The 762-nt window shown below is 34.9% G+C and carries 1 protein-coding gene; it reads left to right on the plus strand.

The window, feature by feature from the left end; translation table 11 throughout:
• Positions 1-678 (plus strand): glycine dehydrogenase (locus N3D74_06665; GenBank protein MCX8095845.1); only part of this gene is annotated, 678 nt, incomplete at its 5' end.
• Positions 679-762: the final 84 nt, after the last annotated feature.

The following is a 762-nucleotide window of genomic DNA, read 5'->3' on the forward strand; positions in this document are numbered from 1 at the left end:
GTTGATGAATTGGCAACATTAACTCATCAACATGGAGCATTATACATTGTTGCTGTAGATCCTATCTCACTTGGAATATTATCTCCACCTGGAGAATACGGTGCAGACATTGTCGTTGGAGAAGGTCAACCACTTGGTATCAATCAAAATTTTGGTGGACCTTATCTTGGTATCTTTGCAGTCAAAGAATTTCTCCTAAGAAGAGTTCCGGGAAGAATTTCTGGAATTACTGTTGACGTTGATGGTCAAAGAGGATTTGTACTCACAGTTCAAACTCGTGAGCAACATATCAGAAGAGAAAAAGCAACTTCAAATATTTGTACAAATCAAGGTTTGATGATGCTTGCCGCAACAGTTTATATGGCACTAATGGGCAAAAAAGGGATTCAAGAAGTTGCCAACTTATGTCTTCAAAAATCACATTATTTAGCAAACGAGATTGTTAAAATTCCGGGTTTTCATCTAAAATACAGAAGGCCCTTTTTTAAAGAATTTGTGGTTCAAACACCTAAACCAGAAGAAGAAATAATTACCGCATTAGCAAAAAAAGGAATACTAGCCGGTGTAAACCTTAAGCAATTTGATCCACAAGACGATGGGATTTTAATAGCAGTTACAGAGAAAAGAACAAAAAAAGAAATAGATAATTTTATCGAAGAATTAAAAAAATTCCAATAATTATATATTTAACACTGAGGTAAAAAATTGAGGAGGCTTATATGCTATCTCAGGTTTTAAGTAGCGCAACCTACGGAATAAATG

Source organism: Caldisericia bacterium (assembly GCA_026414995.1).
Classification (GTDB): Bacteria; Caldisericota; Caldisericia; order B22-G15; family B22-G15; genus JAAYUH01.